The 16,114-nt window shown below is 59.2% G+C and carries 14 protein-coding genes; 8 read left to right on the forward strand and 6 right to left on the reverse strand.

Features of this window, described 5'->3' with window-relative positions:
- Positions 1 to 71: 71 nt before the first annotated feature.
- On the reverse strand, positions 72 to 974 hold the full coding sequence (locus ABLV07_RS24785; protein WP_015369087.1) for an EamA family transporter: 903 nt from the start codon (positions 972 to 974) through the stop codon (positions 72 to 74).
- Between the two features lie 62 nt (positions 975 to 1,036).
- Positions 1,037 to 1,942, reverse strand: coding sequence for an AraC family transcriptional regulator (locus ABLV07_RS24790; protein WP_020077648.1), 906 nt, complete (start codon positions 1,940 to 1,942; stop codon positions 1,037 to 1,039).
- A 116-nt stretch (positions 1,943 to 2,058) separates the two neighbouring features.
- On the opposite strand from ABLV07_RS24790, the gene ABLV07_RS24795 reads away from it, so the two are divergent.
- On the forward strand, positions 2,059 to 2,595 hold the full coding sequence (locus ABLV07_RS24795) for a peroxidase-related enzyme (RefSeq protein ID WP_047037948.1): 537 nt from the start codon (positions 2,059 to 2,061) through the stop codon (positions 2,593 to 2,595).
- A 19-nt stretch (positions 2,596 to 2,614) separates the two neighbouring features.
- Here ABLV07_RS24795 and ABLV07_RS24800 read toward each other — a convergent pair whose 3' ends face one another.
- Both ABLV07_RS24800 and ABLV07_RS24805 read right to left on the reverse strand, forming a co-directional pair.
- Entirely contained in the window at positions 2,615 to 3,085 is a 471-nt protein-coding gene (locus tag ABLV07_RS24800) for a nuclear transport factor 2 family protein (protein WP_015369090.1), read from the reverse strand.
- Positions 3,085 to 3,714: a pyridoxamine 5'-phosphate oxidase family protein gene (locus ABLV07_RS24805; protein WP_234275997.1), complete on the reverse strand. Its 630-nt coding sequence runs from the start codon at positions 3,712 to 3,714 to the stop codon at positions 3,085 to 3,087. The genes ABLV07_RS24800 and ABLV07_RS24805 overlap by 1 nt, the downstream gene beginning before the upstream one ends.
- A 39-nt stretch (positions 3,715 to 3,753) precedes the next feature.
- Between ABLV07_RS24805 and ABLV07_RS24810 the strand changes: the two genes are divergently transcribed.
- Positions 3,754 to 4,725 carry a LysR substrate-binding domain-containing protein gene (locus ABLV07_RS24810; protein ID WP_161798755.1) on the forward strand — a complete coding sequence of 324 codons (972 nt, stop codon included), beginning with the start codon at positions 3,754 to 3,756 and terminating at the stop codon, positions 4,723 to 4,725.
- Here ABLV07_RS24810 and ABLV07_RS24815 read toward each other — a convergent pair.
- Positions 4,722 to 6,215, reverse strand: coding sequence for an MDR family MFS transporter (locus ABLV07_RS24815; RefSeq protein ID WP_015369093.1), 1,494 nt, complete (start codon positions 6,213 to 6,215; stop codon positions 4,722 to 4,724). The genes ABLV07_RS24810 and ABLV07_RS24815 overlap by 4 nt on opposite strands.
- Before the next feature lie 80 nt (positions 6,216 to 6,295).
- Here ABLV07_RS24815 and ABLV07_RS24820 point away from each other — a divergent pair, with 80 nt between their 5' ends.
- Entirely contained in the window at positions 6,296 to 6,943 is a 648-nt protein-coding gene (locus ABLV07_RS24820) for a TetR/AcrR family transcriptional regulator (RefSeq protein WP_348853489.1), read from the forward strand.
- A 176-nt stretch (positions 6,944 to 7,119) separates the two neighbouring features.
- Here ABLV07_RS24820 and ABLV07_RS24825 read toward each other — a convergent pair whose 3' ends face one another.
- Positions 7,120 to 7,536, reverse strand: a complete 417-nt coding sequence (locus ABLV07_RS24825) for a GNAT family N-acetyltransferase (RefSeq protein ID WP_045362954.1) — start codon at positions 7,534 to 7,536, stop codon at positions 7,120 to 7,122.
- A gap of 287 nt (positions 7,537 to 7,823) precedes the next feature.
- On the opposite strand from ABLV07_RS24825, the gene eefA reads away from it, so the two are divergent.
- The 5 genes from eefA to murP all read left to right on the forward strand — a co-directional run bounded on the left by eefA (position 7,824) and on the right by murP (position 16,000).
- Positions 7,824 to 8,948: a multidrug efflux RND transporter periplasmic adaptor subunit EefA gene (eefA, locus tag ABLV07_RS24830; RefSeq protein ID WP_015703858.1), complete on the forward strand. Its 1,125-nt coding sequence runs from the start codon at positions 7,824 to 7,826 to the stop codon at positions 8,946 to 8,948.
- Positions 8,948 to 12,055 carry a multidrug efflux RND transporter permease subunit EefB gene (gene eefB, locus ABLV07_RS24835; RefSeq protein WP_163374212.1) on the forward strand — a complete coding sequence of 1,036 codons (3,108 nt, stop codon included), beginning with the start codon at positions 8,948 to 8,950 and terminating at the stop codon, positions 12,053 to 12,055. Before eefA ends, eefB begins: the two co-directional genes overlap by 1 nt.
- A gap of 3 nt (positions 12,056 to 12,058) precedes the next feature.
- A complete protein-coding gene (gene eefC, locus ABLV07_RS24840; RefSeq protein ID WP_348853490.1) occupies positions 12,059 to 13,423 on the forward strand; it encodes a multidrug efflux RND transporter outer membrane subunit EefC in 1,365 nt (454 codons plus the stop codon).
- 216 nt (positions 13,424 to 13,639) lie between these two features.
- On the forward strand, positions 13,640 to 14,542 hold the full coding sequence (gene murQ / locus ABLV07_RS24845) for an N-acetylmuramic acid 6-phosphate etherase (RefSeq protein WP_015369100.1): 903 nt from the start codon (positions 13,640 to 13,642) through the stop codon (positions 14,540 to 14,542).
- 24 nt (positions 14,543 to 14,566) lie between these two features.
- Entirely contained in the window at positions 14,567 to 16,000 is a 1,434-nt protein-coding gene (murP, locus tag ABLV07_RS24850; protein WP_015703855.1) for a PTS N-acetylmuramic acid transporter subunit IIBC, read from the forward strand.
- Positions 16,001 to 16,114: the final 114 nt, after the last annotated feature.

The following is a 16,114-nucleotide window of genomic DNA, read 5'->3' on the forward strand; positions in this document are numbered from 1 at the left end:
AACTATATGCGCAGCAGGTGAATTGCGCAAATGTTAGACACTTTTTGTTGTTTAAAATCAGACGATTGCTATTACGCCGCGCGTACCCGCCGCCGGGAATCCACCGCGATAAGAATGACCGAAGAGAGAATCAACAGCGTCCCCAGCCAGTCCGGCAGAGTAAAGGTAATGCCCAACAGCAATAGAGAGAGCAGGGCGCTGCTCAGCGGCTCGGCGCAGCTGAGGATCCCGGCTTTCGCGCCGCCAATTTTCTGAGCGCCGTTGAGATACAGGCTGAAGGTCAGCGAGGTGCCGATCACCACGAGATAGAAAAACGCGAGCAGAAGACGGCCGTTCACTACAAAGTTCGCGCTCTGGCTGCCATAAAACGGCAACAGCATCGCCCCGCCAATCAGCATGCTCCAGCCGACGATCGGCAGCGTGCCGTAGCGGGCGATAAGCGTTGAGGGATAGGTGGTATAAAACGCCGCCGCGAAGGCTGAGGCGATCCCCCAGAACAGCGCCGCCGGCGAGATGGAGAGCGAGGTTGGGTTGCCGTGGGTGACCAGCAGGAAGGTGCCGGCAAGCGAGGTGCCAATCGCCAGTAGCACAAAGGGACTGGGCCGCGCCTTACGCGCCAGCGCGAACCAGGCGACGATAATCGTCGGCGACAAAAACTGTAGCACCGTGGCGGTGGCGGCGTTCGACTTCTCGATAGTCATCAGGAAGGTGTACTGCACGGTTAACGCGCCGACCAGCGAGAAAAACAGCAGGCTGAGGGCATCTTTGCGGTTTTGCATAACGCGGAAAATTTTGTCGCCGTGAACGAAGGCGAGCATCAGCAAAATCAGCCCGGCGAACAGCAGGCGGATCATGGTCAGATAGGGCGATGACATCTGACTTTGCTGCATAATGTACTGCGCGCAGACCCCGGAACTGCCCCACAGGACGGCGGCGATCAATACGTTCAACATCCCTCTTTTGCTGGAACCCATTTTTCCCTCGCGTGAAATAGCGCAAAGCAGGAATCATAGCACGGCGCGACGCGGCGCGCGCTTTACTGCCGACGCCACTCGCCCGGCGTCATGCCGTAGTGTTTTTTAAAGGTTTTCGCAAACGAAGCCTGTGATTGAAAACCGCAGCGTTCGGCAATCACTTCCAGCCGCGCCTGGCGATCGAGATGCAGCAGGCGAGCGGCCATCGCCATCCGCAGTTGCGACAGCCACGCCTGCGGCGTCAGATGATAGACGCGGGCAAAATGGCGGGCGAAGGTGGCGCGCGATAAAAACGCCCGCGCCGCCATGCTCTCGATAGTCCAAGGCTGTTCCGGCGCGGCCAGCACCGCGAGAACGGCCGGCATCAGCCGCGCATCGCTCATCAGGCGCAACAGGCCGCCCGGCGGCTCCTGCGCGCCGAGCAGGGTACGTAACAGCAGTACCAGCAGCGTATCGCCAAGACTGCGTACGATAGCGCTGCCGCCGGGATGTTCCGCCAGGCTTTCGCGTACCAGCACGTTAAGCAAAATATCCAGTTCCGGGCAATCTTCGCGCTCATCGGTATGTAAATGGATCAGCGCCGACTCTTCGGCGAACAGCCAGTTGACGTGCGGGCCGAAGTAAAACTCGCCGCACAGCATCTCCAGCGCATCGCTCTCTTCGGCGGTGCGGACTTCCGTCAGCGTGCCGTTAAAGCGGTGGGCGACGGGCAGTACCTGACCCCACTCCACCAGGCTCTCCATCAGATGCGGCGAACCGTGCGGCAGCAGGATCACGTCGCCGGCGCGCATGTGGCGGGTTTGATGACCGACGGTTAGGCGCCCTTCGCCGCGCAACACAAAGTGCCACGGCACCACGCCCGCTCGCATTTGATCGTGTCCGGCCTGCCAGCGGCCGCCGAAACGGCAATGCAGATTCACTTCGCAACGCGGGGCCAGCAGCGTCAACAGATGGCTCAAACTATCCATGCGACTCCTGAGACGATAAGACAAAAAAATGAGACGAAGAGCGCCAGTCTAGCACGTCGCCGACCACTAAGATGTCTCCATTGCCACAACATACCCTCAAATAACAGGAGTACACCATGAGCCGTTTAGCCGATATCCGTGAACAAGATGCCACCGGTAAAGCCGCCGATATTTTCGCCGGAATTAAAAAAGCGATGGGTAAAGTGCCGAATGCCTATCTGACCATCGGCGGCCACTCGCCGGCGGCGCTGCAGCAGGCGCTGGCGCACAACGCGATGCTGCATAAAAGCAGCCTTAGCGCGCAGGAGCTGGAAGCGATTAATTTATCGGTCAGCGAAGCGACCGGCTGTGATTACTGCCTGGCCGCCCATACCCTGATGGCCAAAAAAACGGGCTTCAGCGGCGAGCAAATCCACGCCCTGCGCCGCGGCGAGTATACGGAAGATGCGCACCTGGACGCGCTGGTGAAATTCGCCCAAACCCTGGTGACCACCACCGGTACGCTGCCGGAAGCGGATGTCGCCGCGCTGCGTCACGCCGGTTTTAGCGACCAGCAGGTGATTGAGATCATCAGTGCCGTCAGCGCCATCCTGTTCACCAACATGGTGAACCGGGTTAACGACACGGTAGTGGACTTCCCGAAAGCCGATTAACCCGTCGTCGCGCGCCTGTTTACAGTCCCAATTCGCTTAGCCCCGGATGATCGTCAGGGCGGCGACCCTGGGGCCAGTGGAACAGGCGCTCGCTTTCCGCGATCGGCAAATCGTTGATGCAGGCGTAGCGCGTGGACATTAGCCCGTGCTCATCAAACTGCCAGTTTTCATTGCCGTATGAACGAAACCAGTTGCCGCTGTCGTCGCACCACTCGTAGGCAAAGCGTACGGCGATGCGATTATCCTGCCACGCCCAAAGCTCCTTAATCAGCCGGTATTGTAGCTCTTTACGCCATTTTCGCTGCAGAAACGCCACGATTTGCCCCCGTCCGTGGACAAATTCGCTGCGGTTGCGCCATTCGCTATCCACGGTATAAGCCAGCGCGACTTTTTGCGCATCGCGGCTGTTCCAGCCATCTTCGGCGGCGCGCACCTTCTGCACGGCGCTGTCGCGGGTAAACGGCGGTAACGGGGGACGTTGTTCGCTCATCAAAACTCTCCTTTTGGGGATAATTGTTGCTGCAGGCGCTGATTCTCCTGCTCCAGTTCATGAATACGCTCTTGCAGGCTCTGGCTGTATTCCGCGACCTGCTGTGCGCTGTAGCGCGGCGTAATGTGCTGCGGGCAGTTCCAGTCAAAAGCCTGCAGATGAAAACGAAACAGGCGTTCGATGCGGGCGCGATAGTTTGTCGGCGTCACTAATGCCAGCAGCTCAGGCTGCTCTTCCGCCGCCAGCACCTCGACGGTGACGTAGATTTTCAGCCTGGCACGGCGCGGGTAATCCATCAAAAAGAGGCAGGCCCGGTCGCTGCCGCGCAGGTTGCCGGTGGTGATGTACTGGCGATTACCGCCGAAATCGGCCATGGCCAGCGTGGTGTCATCCAGCAGGCGCAGAAAACCCGGCGGGCCGCCGCGATGCTGAATGTAGGGCCAGCCGCTTTGCGACACCGTCGCCAGATAAAAACTGTCGCGGGTAGCGATCATCCCCTCTTCGCTCGCGCCGAAGCGATCCGCCTGACGGCGGCTGTGCGGCGTTTGCCACAGCTGGTCGCTGCCCATTTCATGTTGCACATTCATGACATCCGGGGTGATAGCGATATCGAGAAAGGTTGCTGCCATAACGCCTCCTGAAGGTAGGGGGCTATCATGGACTGTGCTGTGAAAAATGATAATACTGCTTATCTGGTAATCATCTTTCCGAAAAGCGGGAGAATAATGGACCGATTAAGCGCTATGGCGCTGCTGGTGAAAGTCACTGAACTGGGCAGTATGTCGGCGGCGGCGCGGGCGCTGAATACGCCGTTGACTACCGTGAGCCGTAATATCGGCGAGCTGGAGAGCGCGCTGGGAGTCCGTTTATTGACGCGCACCACCCGTAAACTCACCCTCACCGATGCCGGCGTCGATTATGTCGCCGCCGCGCGGCGAATCCTCGAAGAGGTGGAAAACGCCGAACGCCGGGCAACGGGTGAATACCAGGAGCCGAAGGGCGAGCTGGTGATCTCCGCGCCGACGATGTTTGGTCGCCAGCACGTTCTGCCAGTCATTAGTGAATTTATTGCCCGTTATCCGCAAATTCGCGTACGTTTGTTACTTAGCGACAGTAATGCCGATCTGGTCGACGACCATATCGATCTGGCGGTACGGATTGGCGAACTGGCTGATAGCAGCATGGTGGCGACCCGGCTCGGCGCGATGCGCATTGTCGCCTGCGCCCATCCCGCGCTGTTGGCGAAATACGGCGAACCGCAGCGGCCGCGCGATCTGGCGGCGCTGCCGATCATCCGTATTGAATCGCCGATGCCCTATCGCGGCTGGCGCTTTCGCGCCGTTGAGCGCGAGGACCAGCTCATTCATCTGCCGCCGGTGTTAGCCGTCACCACGCCGGAGAGCGCCGCCGATGCCGCGCGGCTGGGCGTTGGCGTGGCCCGCTTGCTACACTACCAGGCGCTGGATGGCCTGCGCTGCGGGGAACTGCGTCTGCTGCTGGAAAGCGTCGAGCCGGAGCCCGCGCCGGTTCATTTGTTATATACCGCGCGGGAGCTGGCTCCGCTTAAGCTGCGGAAATTTATCGATTTTGCCGCGCCGGCGCTGCGCCAGTCCTTGCTACGCATTGCCGGGGCCGTTTAATGCGCCGCGGTTTTCAGCGGCGCCTCCTTCAATAGCCAGGAAAGGACAAACGCGACGGCCATAATGCAGGCCGCCATCAGGAATGCCGCATGGATCGCCGCGCCGAAGGCGTCGAGATAATCGAGACGGATCGCCGCTGGCAGATGCTGTACCGCCACCGGGTTCATGGCTGGCGGCAGCACCGCGCCCTCCGGCAGCAGTTTCTGCAGGTTATTTTGCAGCACATGGGTAAAGACCGCGCCGAACAATGCCACGCCGATGGAGCCGCCAATCGAGCGGAACAGGGTCACACCGGAAGTGGCGACGCCGTACATCTGCGCCGGCATCGCGTTCTGTACCGCCAGCACCAGTACCTGCATCACCAGCCCCAGGCCCGCGCCGAGCACGCCGGTAAACAGGTATAACTGCCACATTGGCGAATGTATGGTGATGCGGGTCAGCAGCACCATGCCGGTCACGCCGAGCAGGGTACCGATAATCGGGAAAATCCGGTATTTCCCGGTGTGGCTAATCACCCGGCCGCTGATGATCGAGGTCAGCAACAGGCCGCCCATCAGCGGGATTAACTGTAACCCGGCCTCGGTTGGCGTCGCCTCTTTCACCACCTGCAGATAGAGCGGCAGGAAAGTGACCGAACCGAACAGCGACATGCCGATAACAAAGCCAATCAGACTACACAGCAGGAAGCTGCGGTTGCGGAATAGCGACAGCGGAATAATCGGCTCGGCGGCGATCCGTTCTTCATAGATAAAGCCGATGATCCCCACGATGCCGAAGGCCAGAATGCACCACAGCTGCGGGTCATTCCACGCATGGACGCTGCCGCCTTCCGAGGTAAACAGGATGATGCATAACAGCGCCATGCTGAGGTAAATCGCCCCCAGCCAGTCAATCTGATGCTGGCTACGTTTGTTGCTACTGTGGAATACCGCGCCGATGACCAGCAACGCGAACAGGCCCAGCGGTAGGTTGATATAGAAAATCCAGCGCCATGAGGCGTGCTGTACCAGGAAACCGCCGATCAGTGGGCCGATAACCGTCGCCAGGCCGAAGACGCCGCCGAACAGTCCCTGATAGCGTCCGCGGTTGGCAGGTGGGATAACGTCGGCGACCGCCGCCATGCTGATCACCATCAGGCCGCCGCCGCCGAGCCCCTGTAGCGCGCGCATCAGTACCAATTGCGTCATGTTTTGCGCCAGCCCGCAGAGCGCGGAACCGGCAAGAAACAGCACGATCGCCACCTGCAGCACGATTTTACGCCCGAACAGATCGCCGAATTTACCGTACAGCGGCACCACGATGGTCGAGCTGAGGATATAGGCGGTAACCACCCACGAGAGTTTATCCAGTCCGCCGAGCTCGCCAACGATAGTAGGCAAGGCGGTGGAGACAATGGTCTGGTCCAGCGCCGACAGCAGCATCACCAGCAGCAGGGCGCTGAACAGCAGGCGGATTGAGGGCGCCGGTTGGTTTGCGACTTCAGATGTCATTGCATCACTCGCTTGAAATTAATTAAATGCATAATTAATATTTAGGGAAATGATGAATCGGGTCAAGAGATCGCCAACATATGCCAGCACAAAAAGCTAATGAAGCGCCGCGCCGCCCCGGTCGGCCACGCGGTAAAAAACCGGGAACCGCTAACCGCGAGCAGTTGATAGATATCGCCCTGGCGCTGTTTGCTCGTCACGGCGCGGCCCGCGTGTCGCTCAATGCCATTGCCAAAGAGGCCGGGGTGACGCCGGCGATGCTGAATTACTATTTTACGTCGCGGGAAGCGCTGATTGAGAATTTGCTGGAAGAGCGCTTTATGCCGCTGCGCAACGATATCAGCCGCATTTTCGTCGACCATCCGCAGGATCCGGTAACGGCGTTGACGATGATGGTTGAGACGCTGGCGGACATGGCGGAGCAAAATGCCTGGTTCGCGCCGCTGTGGATGCAGGAGATCATCGGCGAGATGTCGATGCTGCGCCAGCACATGGATGCGCGCTTCGGCGAGGAGCGTTTTCAGGTGATGCTGGAGACGGTTCGCCGCTGGCAGCAGGAGGGGAAAATTAACCCGGCGCTGGCGCCGGAACTGCTGTTTACCACGGTGATTAGCCTGGTGCTGGTGCCGTTCTCGCGCATCCATAGCGACCCGCGCTTACAGGCGGTAACCCGGCAGACCATTGTTAGCCACGCGCTGGCGTTAATGGGCCACGGGGTCGGCGGTTAAGGCGTGATGTTGTGTTAATTCAGATGCTGATACTGCTTCTGTCTTATGGCTCTCCTGGCGCAGGGATTTTCCCGGAGGCGGCGCGTTGCGCCTTGTCCGGGCTACCAAAGAACTGTAGGCCGGATAAGGCGTAGCCGCCATCCGGCGCAAAAGTCACGCCTTATCCACGGTTATCGTTATAGCGCTTTCGACAAGTAGTGGCGTTGCATACCCGCGTGCGGAAAATCGGGCAGCGACATCTGCAATTGATAGCCTAATTTCTGATAAAACGGCAGCGCCTGGAAGCTGAAGGTATCGACCAGGAGATGACTGCAGCCCAACGCCTGCGCCTGCCGTTCCGCTTCCTGCATAAGCTCGCGGCCCAGACCGTTGCCGCGCGTCGCTTCGCTCACCCACAGGTATTCGATACACAGCCAGTTGCCTTTGCGTTTGGCGATAAGCCCGCCGCGCATCACCGCTTGCTCATCGCGGGAGTAAATGCCCAGATCGCCAAACTGATCTGCGTCGAGATACTGCTGATTATACTGCCGTAGGCCGGCAAACAATTCTTGTTGATCGTCGGGATTAATGCTTTTTGTAATTATTAGAGCCATTAAGTTTCTCCAGTTGCACAGGCTATCGTTATATTTTCCTCTCCTGACTTTCACAAAATATTCTTATTTTCTCCATTATTTTTTGTCTTAATTTTGACCTTCAAAGTAAGCGAAATAACCTTTCCATGACTTTCGAAAGGGCGGGCTGAGAATCCCCACAATAATAATAGTGTTAAGGAGCATCTAAGCTCTATTGCGATATTTCCATTGAGACGAAATGTCACCGCGCCCCTCTTTTCCTCGCGATTTAATTCACGGGGGGACGTCTTACATCTTGAGAAAATAAAATGAAACACATCATAGCCCCCATCGCGACAGCATTATTTCTCCTGAGCGGATGCGATAATGCGCAGACAACTGCGCCGCAACAACCCACGCCGGAGGTGGGAATTGTTACGCTGCAAGCCCAGCCGGTGCCGGTGGTCAGCCAACTGACTGGCCGCACTACCGCCTCGCTCAGCGCCGAAGTGCGCCCGCAGGTCGGCGGTATCATTCAGAAGCGCCTGTTTACCGAAGGCGATATGGTGAAGGCCGGGCAGGCCCTTTACCAGATCGATCCCTCCAGTTATCGCGCCACCTGGAACGAAGCGGCGGCCGCGTTGAAGCAGGCGCAGGCGCTGGTGGTCTCTGATTGCCAGAAAGCCCAGCGCTACGCGTCGTTGGTCAGAGATAACGGCGTCTCTCGCCAGGATGCCGACGACGCTGCCTCCGCCTGCGCCCAGGACAAGGCCAGTGTGGAGTCGAAAAAAGCGGCGCTCGAGAGCGCGCGCATCAACCTGAACTGGACCACCGTCACCGCGCCGATTGCCGGGCGCATCGGCATCTCCTCGGTTACGCCGGGAGCGCTGGTCTCTGCCGACCAGGATACCGCGCTGGCGACGATCCGCGGCCTCGACACCATGTATGTCGATCTGACGCGATCCAGTGTCGATCTCCTGCGTTTACGCAGGCAGAGCCTGGCCAGCAACAGCGATACCCTCAGCGTGACGTTAACCCTTGAGGATGGCAGTACCTATCCCGAAAAAGGGCGTCTGGCGCTCACCGAAGTCGCCGTCGATGAATCCACAGGCTCGGTGACTCTGCGCGCCATCTTCCCCAACCCGCAGCACGTCCTGCTGCCGGGAATGTTTGTCCGCGCGCGTATCGATGAAGGTATCATGAACGACGCGATCCTCGCGCCGCAGCAGGGTATCACCCGCGATGCCAAAGGCGACGCCACGGCGCTGGTTGTCGATGCCGACAACAACGTTGAGCAGCGTACCGTGCAAACCGGCGATACCTACGGCGATAAATGGCTGGTGCTGAGCGGTCTGAAAGCGGGCGACAAGCTGATTGTCGAAGGCACCGGTAAAGTGTCCCCCGGACAAGCGGTGAAGGCCGTTGCCGTCAAAAATAACGGAGGCAATGCCTGATGTTCTCCCGTTTCTTCGTGCGTCGCCCGGTCTTTGCCTGGGTGATCGCTATCCTTATCATGCTTGCCGGGGCGCTGGCGATCCGCACGCTGCCGGTGGGACAATATCCGGACGTCGCCCCGCCAGCAGTAAAAATATCCGCGACCTATACTGGAGCTTCCGCAGAAACCCTGGAAAACAGCGTCACCCAGGTTATCGAGCAGCAACTCACCGGGCTGGATAACTTACTTTATTTCACCTCCACCAGCAGTTCGGATGGTACGGTAAGTATTACCGTCACCTTTGAGCAGGGAACCGATCCGGATACCGCTCAGGTACAGGTGCAAAACAAAGTGCAGCAGGCGGAATCGCGTCTGCCGAGTGAAGTACAGCAATCTGGCGTAACGGTAGAAAAATCGCAAAGCAGCTTCCTGTTAATCCTCGCGGTGTATGACAAAACCAACCGCGCCACCAGTTCTGATATCTCCGACTGGCTGGTCAGCAATATGCAGGACCCGCTGGCGCGCGTGGAGGGTGTCGGCAGCCTGCAGGTATTCGGCGCCGAATACGCGATGCGCATCTGGATGGATCCGACCAAACTCGCCTCTTACTCGTTGATGCCTTCCGACGTACAGTCGGCGATTGAGGCGCAGAACGTGCAGGTCTCCGCGGGTAAAATCGGCGCGCTACCGTCGTCCAATGCCCAGCAATTGACTGCTACCGTGCGCGCGCAGTCGCGGCTGCAAACGCCTGACCAGTTCAAAGCGATCATCGTGAAGAGCCAGTCAGACGGGTCGGTGGTGCGCCTGAGCGATGTTGCGCGGGTGGAGATGGGCAGCGAGGATTACACCGCTACCGCTAATCTGAACGGCCACCCCGCCGCCGGGATTGCGGTGATGATGGCGCCCGGCGCCAACGCGCTGGATACCGCGACGCTGGTGAAAAGCAAAATCGCTGAATTCCAGCGTCAGATGCCGCAGGGCTACGATATCGCCTACCCGAAAGACAGCACCGAGTTCATCAAAATCTCGGTCGAGGACGTCATTCAGACCCTGTTTGAGGCGATTATCCTCGTGGTCTGCGTAATGTATCTGTTCCTGCAGAACTTCCGCGCGACGCTCATTCCGGCGGTAGCGGTACCGGTCGTGTTACTTGGCACCTTTGGGGTGCTGGCGCTGTTCGGCTACTCCATTAATACCCTGACGCTGTTTGCCATGGTGCTGGCGATCGGCCTGCTGGTGGATGATGCCATTGTGGTGGTGGAAAACGTCGAACGGATTATGCGCGACGAAGCGCTGCCCGCCCGCGAAGCCACCGAAAAATCGATGGGCGAAATCTCCGGCGCGCTGGTGGCGATCGCCCTGGTGCTGTCGGCGGTATTCCTGCCAATGGCCTTTTTCGGCGGTTCGACCGGGGTAATCTATCGCCAGTTCTCGGTGACGATTATCTCGGCGATGATGCTGTCGGTGGTCGTAGCGTTAACCCTCACTCCGGCGCTGTGCGGCGCGCTGCTAAGCCACTCCAAACCTCATGACAAAGGTTTCTTCGGCGCCTTTAATCGCCTGTGGGGGCGTACGGAAGATGGCTACCAGCGTCGCGTACTCGGCGGCTTACGCCGCGGCGCGGTGATGATGGGCGCTTACGCCTTGATTTGCGGGGCGATGGCGTTGGCGATGTGGAAACTGCCGGGCAGCTTTCTGCCGGTGGAGGATCAGGGCGAAATCATGGTCCAGTACACCTTGCCTGCCGGGGCGACGGCGGTGCGTACCGCCGAGGTGCGCCGTCAGGTGACCGACTGGTTCCTCACCAAAGAGAAAGCCAATACCGAGGTTATCTTCACCGTCGACGGCTTCAGTTTCAGCGGCAGCGGTCAGAACGCCGGAATGGCCTTCGTCTCATTGAAAAACTGGTCGCAGCGCAAAGGCGACGAAAATACCGCGCAAGCCATTGCGCTGCGCGCCAACAAAGAGCTGGGCGCGATCCGCGACGCCACCCTGTTCGCCATGACGCCGCCATCGGTGGACGGCCTTGGGCAAAGTAACGGCTTCACTTTCGAGTTGATGGCCAGCGGGGGTACCGATCGCGATAGCCTGATGAAGCTGCGCAGCCAACTGCTGGCCGCAGCCAATCAGAGCGGCGAACTGCAGTCGGTTCGCGCCAACGATCTGCCACAAATGCCACAGCTGCAGGTGGATATCGATAACAATAAAGCCGTCTCGCTGGGGCTGTCGCTCAGCGACGTGACCGATACGCTCTCCAGCGCCTGGGGCGGCACGTACGTCAACGACTTTATCGATCGCGGCCGGGTGAAAAAGGTCTACATCCAGGGCGAGAGCGACGCGCGCGCCGTGCCGTCCGATCTTGGTAAATGGTTTGTCCGCGGCAGCGATAACAGCATGACGCCGTTCACCGCGTTCGCCACCACCCATTGGGAATACGGCCCGGAAAGCCTGGTACGTTACAACGGCTCGGCCGCCTTTGAGATCCAGGGGGAAAACGCCGCGGGCTTCAGCTCAGGTGCGGCAATGGACAAAATGGAAAAACTGGCCAATAGCCTGCCGGCGGGTTCCACCTGGGCATGGAGCGGTATTTCGCTACAGGAAAAACTGGCCAGCGGCCAGGCGATGAGCCTGTACGCCATTTCGATTCTGGTGGTGTTCCTGTGCCTGGCGGCGCTGTATGAAAGCTGGTCGGTGCCGTTCTCGGTGATCATGGTCATCCCGTTAGGCCTGCTTGGCGCGGCGCTGGCGGCCACGCTGCGCGGCTTAAGTAACGACGTCTATTTCCAGGTGGCGCTGTTGACGACTATTGGCCTGTCGTCGAAGAACGCCATCCTTATCGTTGAATTCGCTGAATCCGCGGTGGATGAGGGCTATTCGCTCTCGCGGGCGGCGATCCGCGCCGCGCAGACCCGTCTGCGCCCGATTGTCATGACCTCGCTGGCATTTATCGCCGGAGTACTGCCGCTGGCCATTGCTACCGGCGCCGGGGCCAACAGCCGCGTGGCGATTGGTACCGGGATTATCGGCGGCACCCTGACGGCGACGCTGCTGGCGGTGTTCTTCGTCCCGCTGTTCTTTGTGCTGGTGAAGCGTCTCTTTACTCGCCCACGTCCTTCTCAGGAGTAAGTTATGTTTCGTTTGAGTTTAATGTTTATCGCGCTCCTGACCGCGGGCTGCGTCTCTCTTGACCCGCACTACGAGCGCCCGGCCGCGCCGGTGCCGGCGACCCTTCCCGGCGCGCACGGCGAATCAACGGCGGTGGTCGGCGACTGGCAAAAAGTGGTCAATGATGCGCGGTTAAAAAAAGTGGTCAGCATCGCGCTTAATAGCAACCGCGATGTGCAAAAGGCATTGGCCGATATTGAAGCCGCTCGCGCCCAGTATGGCGAAACGCGCGCATCGTTGTTTCCCACCGTCGATGCCGAGCTGAGCCATACCCGCAGCAAAACGATCGCCAGCGGCCTAAGTTCTACCTCGCAGGCTGACGGCGCGGTCTCGAGCTTCGAACTGGACTTGTTCGGCAAGAACCAGAGCCTGTCGCGCGCGGCGCGAGAAAGCTGGCTTGCCAGCGAATTCACCGCGCAAAATACCCGACTGACGATGATTGCCGATTTGACCACCGCCTGGGTGACGCTGGCGACGGATAATAGCAATCTGGCGCTGGCGCAGCAGACGATGGAAAGCGCGGAGAACTCGCGTAAAATCGTCGCTCGCCAGATGGCGGTGGGCACCGCCTCCGCCGGTGATTTAAGTTCGGCGGAAAGCGTCTATCAGCAGGCGCGAGCCAGCGTCGCCAGCTATCGTACGCTGGTGGCGCAGGATAAAAACGCCATTAACCTACTGGCGGGGGAAACCGTACCGGAGAGCCTGCTGCCCGGTACGCTGGAGAGACTGGGGGATAACAGCATCGCGCTGGTGCCGGCGGGGGTATCATCATCGGTACTGTTGCGCCGGCCGGATATTCAAGAGGCGGAACATAATCTCAAGAGCGCTAATGCCGATATCGGTGCGGCGCGAGCGAACTTTTTCCCGTCCATTTCGCTGACCGCCAGCGCCGGGGTCGGCAGCGACTCGCTATCGTCGCTGTTTAGCCATGGCATGCAGGTGTGGTCGTTCGCCCCGTCCATCAGCCTGCCGCTGTTCACCGGCGGCAGTAATCTGGCGCAGCTACGCTATGCGCAGGCTGAGAAAAAGGGGCTGATTGCCACCTACGAGAAATCCATTCAGAGCGCCTTTAAGGACGTTGCCGATGCGCTGGCGCGCCGGGAAACGCTGAGTGAACAGCTCGATGCCCAGCAGCAGTATGTTGCCGCCGAGCAGAAGTCGCTGGATATCGCGATGAAGAGTTATCAGGCCGGGGTCGGCGACTATCTGTCGGTGCTGACCGCCCAGCGGACGCTGTGGTCGGCGAAGGCGACGCTGCTGTCGCTGCAGCAGACCGACCTCAATAACCGCATTACGCTCTGGCAATCGCTGGGCGGCGGCGCCAGTTAATGTTCCTCTTCGGACGCGTTATAGCACCTTAATCACTCCTGGCACATGCGTTAACTCCAGATTGCGGTAATAAAATATTCCACCTTTATTACCGCAATATCTCTGGCTATACCTACAATTCTCCTATTATCCCAAGCGTATTAATCGTGATACTCTTCACATGAATGGAATAAAAAATTCCTTATACTGCGCGCAACTGAGAATAACGAGGTTTTTATGAGTATCGACCTGAGCAAACTGCTGACCGAGCGACGCAACGCCAACAGCGCCAACATTGACACCCTCTCCACTGTCGACATGCTGACGGTGATAAACCAGGAAGATCAGCAAGTGGCGCAGGCGATAACGCCTTACTTGCCGCAGATAGCGGAAGTCGTGGATAAAGTGGCGGCGGCGCTGCGGGCCGGGGGACGGCTGATTTACATCGGCGCCGGCACGTCGGGGCGTTTGGGTATTCTGGACGCCAGCGAATGCCCGCCGACCTTTGGCACCCGTCCGGAGCAGGTGGTGGGGATTATCGCCGGCGGACATAAAGCGATTCTGAGCGCCGTGGAAAACGTGGAAGACAATAAAGCGCAAGGGGCGATGGACCTGCAGAACCTTAACTTCAGCAACCGTGATGTGCTGGTGGGGCTGGCGGCCAGCGGGCGTACGCCGTACGTCATTGGTGCGATGGAATACGCCCATAGCCAGAATGCGTTTGTCGCTATCGTCAGCTGTAACCCGCACGGTGAAATGGCGCAGCTGGCGGACGTGGCGATTACCCCGGTGGTCGGCCCGGAAGTGGTTACCGGATCGACCCGCCTGAAAGCCGGCACCGCGCAGAAGCTGGTGCTGAATATGATCTCCACCGGGGCGATGATCCGCATCGGCAAGGTCTACAGCAACCTGATGGTGGATGTCGAAGCGACCAACGCCAAGCTGATTGAGCGCCAGGTGTCTATCGTGATGGAAGCGACCGACTGCGATCGCGCCACCGCGCAGAATGCGCTGGATGCCTGTGGCCGCCACTGTAAGACGGCGATTGTGATGGTGTTGGCTGACTTAAGTGCTGCAGAAGCGCAGTCGCTGCTGGCGAAAAACAACGGTTATATCCGCAAGGCGCTAAGCAACACCTGAGCGCCGACAGACAGGTAACAGGCAATGGCAAAAATAACTAAAGAGATGATAGCGCGGATCCTGGCTCACGTCGGCGGGGCCGCAAACGTGGCGCAGGCGGGTAACTGCATGACGCGCCTGCGCTTGACCCTGCGCGATGAAAGCCTGGCCGATAGCGCCGCCATTCGCCAGATTGACGGCGTGATGGGGGTTATCGTCAGCGATGAACAGTTCCAGGTGGTATTAGGGCCCGGCAAGGCGCAGACCGCCGCGGAAATGATGAACGGCCTGATGGAAGCGGCGCCGCAGGCAGCCGCCTCGCTGGCGGATGTGGCAGCGGAGAAAAAGCAGGCGTTAAAGAGTAAGCAGACCAGCGGTGTACAGAAGTTTCTCGCGAAGTTCGCCACTATTTTTACGCCTCTGATCCCCGGCTTTATCGCCGTCGGGCTGTTGTTAGGCTTCGCCACGCTGGCGGAACAAATCTTCGTGCTGGAGAACGCGCATCCTAACGCCAGTCTGGTGGCGCTGATTGGTTATATGAAGGTATTCAGCAAAGGGATGTTTACCTTCCTGAGTATCCTGATTGGCTATAACGCTCAGAAAGCCTTCGGCGGTTCGGGCGTGAACGGCGCGATTATCGCCTCGCTGTTCGTGCTGGGCTACAACCCGGAAGCGACCAACGGATTCTACGCCGGAATTTCGGCCTTCTTCGGCCATAGTATCGACCCGCGCGGCAATATTATCGGCGTGCTAATCGCCTCGATTCTTGGCGCGTGGGTGGAGCGTCAGGTGCGGCGGATAATGCCCGCTAACCTCGATATGATCCTTACCTCGGCGGTGACGCTGCTGATTATGGGCGCGGTGACCTTTACGGTGATTATGCCGATTGGCGGCTGGCTGTTTACCGGTATGTCGTGGCTGTTCCTGCATCTTAACGGCAATCCGTTTGGCTCGGCGGTGCTGGCCGGGCTGTTCCTGCTGGCGGTGATGTTCGGCGTGCATCAGGGGTTTGTGCCGGTCTATTTTGCGCTGGTGGATGCGCAGGGCTTTAACTCGCTGTTTCCTATCCTGGCGATGGCCGGGGCTGGGCAGGTGGGTGCAGCGCTGGCGCTGTTCTGGCGCGCGAAGCGCGATTCGCTGCTGCGAACCCAAATCAAAGGGGCGATTATTCCGGGCTTCCTCGGTATTGGCGAACCGCTGATTTACGGCGTGACCCTGCCGCGTATGAAACCGTTTATCACCGCCTGTATCGGCGGCGCCTGCGGCGGCTTCTTCGTGGGCCTGATTGCCTGGCTGGGGCTGCCGGTGGGCCTGAACACGGTGTTCGGCCCGTCCGGGCTGGTGGCGCTGCCGCTGATGACCTCCGGTAGCGGAATTTATGCCGGGATGGCGGTGTACGCCGGCGGTCTGGCGGTTTCGTATTTATGCGGTTTTGTCCTCACCTGGCTGTTCGCCAGTAAAAACGTTGACCTGAGTTAAGCGTATTTCCCCGGATATGGTTGGGCATTCGGCCGGTAGCCCCGGTAAGCGTAAGCGCTACCGGGGAAGGGTCCCGGATGTCGGCTAACGCCTCATCCGGGCTACGATTGGGCA

Source organism: Klebsiella sp. CN_Kp097 (assembly GCF_040064495.1).
Taxonomy (GTDB): Bacteria; Pseudomonadota; Gammaproteobacteria; order Enterobacterales; family Enterobacteriaceae; genus Klebsiella; species Klebsiella aerogenes.